The following is a 2,673-nucleotide window of genomic DNA, read 5'->3' as shown; positions in this document are numbered from 1 at the left end:
GTCGACTACGGCGCGCTCGGCGCGGAACTCGGCGGCGAAGCCGGCTTCATGCGGCTCGTCGACGCGCTGCGTGCGCGCGGCCTCGGCATCGTCATCGACATCGTGCCGAACCACATGGGCGTCGGCGGGTCGTCGAACGGCTGGTGGAACGACGTGCTCGAATGGGGGCCGGCGAGCCCGTACGCACGCTATTTCGACATCGACTGGCATCCGCCCGACCCCACGCTCGACGGCAAGGTGCTGCTGCCCTGCCTCGGCGCGCCGTACGGCGATGCGCTCGCGGCCGGCGACATCACGCTGCGCGCCGATCCGGCCACGGGCCGCTTCATCATCGCGTGCCCCGGGCGGCGGCTGCCGGTCGCCGCCGCCACCTACGCGGAGATCCTGCGCATCGCGAACCGGGCAGACCTGAACGCGCTCGCCGAGCGCTTCGATGCCGCACCGGCACGCGACAGCGCGCGACTCGCCGCCGCCCATGCGGCGCTGCGCGACTATGCGGCCGCGCACGGCCCGCATGCGTTCGACGCGGTATTACGCGGCGCCGACCCGCGCCGCGCCCGCTCGCGCGCGTGCCTGCACCGGCTGCTCGAACGCCAGCACTACCGGCTCGCCTGGTGGCGCACGGCCGCCGACGAGCTGAACTGGCGGCGCTTCTTCGACATCGCGACGCTCGCGGCCGTGCGCGTCGAGGACGATGCGGTGTTCGACGCCGTGCATGCGCTGCCGCTGCGCCTGCATGCCGCCGGGCTCGTCGACGGCGTGCGCGTCGATCACGTCGACGGCCTCGCCGATCCGCGCGCGTATTGCCGCCGGCTGCACGCGCGGCTCGCCGCGCAGCGCGACGCGAGACCCTACGTCGTGGTCGAAAAGATCCTCGCGCCCGGCGAAGCGCTGCGCAGCGACTGGGCCGTCGACGGCACCACCGGCTACGACTTCATGAACGACGTCGGCGCGCTGCTGCACGACCCGGCCGGCGCCGAACCGCTCGCCGCGCACTGGGCGGCCGTGTCGGGTTCGGCGCGCACGTTCGCGCAGGAAGCGCTCGACGGCAAGCGGCGCGTGCTGATGCGCCAGCTCGCCGCCGAGCATGCGCGGGTCGCGCGGTTGCTGCACGAAATTGCACGGGCGTCGCCCGTCACGCGCGACGTCAGCCGGATCGCGATCCAGCGCGTGCTCGGCGAACTCGCGGTGCGGCTGCCCGTGTACCGGATGTATCCGGCCCCGGGCGACGAGCCGGCCGACGACGACCGGCGCGTGCTCGCCCACGCGTACGAAGGCGCATACGCGGCGGTCGACCCGACCGACCGGTTCGCGCTCGAACGCGTCGCCGCGTGGCTCGGCTTGCCGGTCGTGCGCGTGCCGCGCGCCAACGCCGATGCGCTGCTGGCGGCGCGCGTCGCGTTCGCGCAGCTCACCGCGCCGCTGGCCGCGAAGGGCGTCGAGGATACCGCCAACTATCGCTACGGCCGGCTGCTGTCGCGCAACGAGGTCGGCGCCGACGCCGGCGACTTCAGCCTGTCGCGCGGCGCGTTCCATGCGCGCAACCGGCGCCGCGCGCGTACCGTGCCGCACGGGCTCGTCGCGACGGCCACGCACGACCACAAGCGCGGCGAGGACGCGCGCGCGCGGCTCGCGGTGCTCAGCGAGGTGCCGGATGCATGGCGTGCGGTGTCGCTCGACTGGTCGGCGCTGAATCTCCCTCATCGCGGCGGCCCGCACCGCGACCTCGCGTGGACGCCCGGGCCGGCCGCCGAGACGATGCTTTACCAGACGCTCGTCGGCTGCTGGCCGCCGGCGCTCGCGCCCGACGATGCGGCCGGGCTCGACGCGCTCGCGACACGCGTCGTGCAGTGGCAGACGAAGGCGCTGCGCGAAGCGAAGCAGTACACCGACTGGCTCGCGCCCGAGCCGGATTACGAGCACGGCTGCGAAGCGTTCGTCCGCGCGATCCTGACGCCGCGCGGCGCGGGCGATTTTCCGCATCGGCTGCATGCGTTCGTCGCACGGATCGCGCCGGCCGGCGTCGTCAACAGCCTCACGCAGACGGCGCTGCGGATCGCGTCGCCCGGCGTGCCGGATCTGTATCAAGGTACCGAGTCATGGGATCACTCGCTCGTCGATCCGGACAACCGGCGCGACGTGCCGTTCGCGACGCTGGCGGCCGAACCGGTCGACGGGCCGGTCGCGTCGTATCTGCCAACGTGGCCCGATGCGCGCGTGAAACGCGCGCTGATCGAACGGATGCTGGCGCTGCGGGCGCGATGGCCGGCGACGTTCGCGGACGGCGCCTACGTTCCGCTGCGGGTGCGCGGCAGGCTTGCGCGGCACGTGGTGGCGTTCGCGCGATGTGATGAGGCAGCCACCGTGGTGGTGGTCGCGACACGGCTCGCGTGCCGGTTGCTGGGGGAAGCGCCCGCGTTGCCGCGCGTGGAGCCTGCGCAATGGGGCGATACGACGGTCGTGCTGCCGCGCGGGGTTGAAGGACCGTGGACGGACTGGTTGAATGCGCGCGAGGCGATCAAGGCGCCGGAAGGTGTGCTGGCGCTCGATCGCTGTCTGGCCGAATTACCAGTGGCGGTGCTCGTCGCGGGGCGAGGTCGAAATTGAAACCGATGCCCCCAATGCGTGCCAACCCTGTGTCACCGAAATCGATTTTGTGCAAAACGTGCCGTC

At 72.8% G+C, this 2,673-nt stretch carries 1 protein-coding gene; it reads left to right on the top strand.

Annotation, left to right across the window (positions count from 1 at the left end):
• Positions 1 to 2,607, top strand: a 2,607-nt coding sequence (gene treY, locus JMF90_RS32610; RefSeq protein ID WP_201325976.1) for a malto-oligosyltrehalose synthase, incomplete at its 5' end; no start/stop codon positions are given.
• Positions 2,608 to 2,673: the final 66 nt, after the last annotated feature.

It is taken from the genome of Burkholderia sp. E168m23, from assembly GCF_016586125.1.
In the GTDB taxonomy this organism is placed as follows: domain Bacteria; phylum Pseudomonadota; class Gammaproteobacteria; order Burkholderiales; family Burkholderiaceae; genus Burkholderia; species Burkholderia orbicola.
This window is presented reverse-complemented; position numbering and strand designations above follow the sequence as displayed.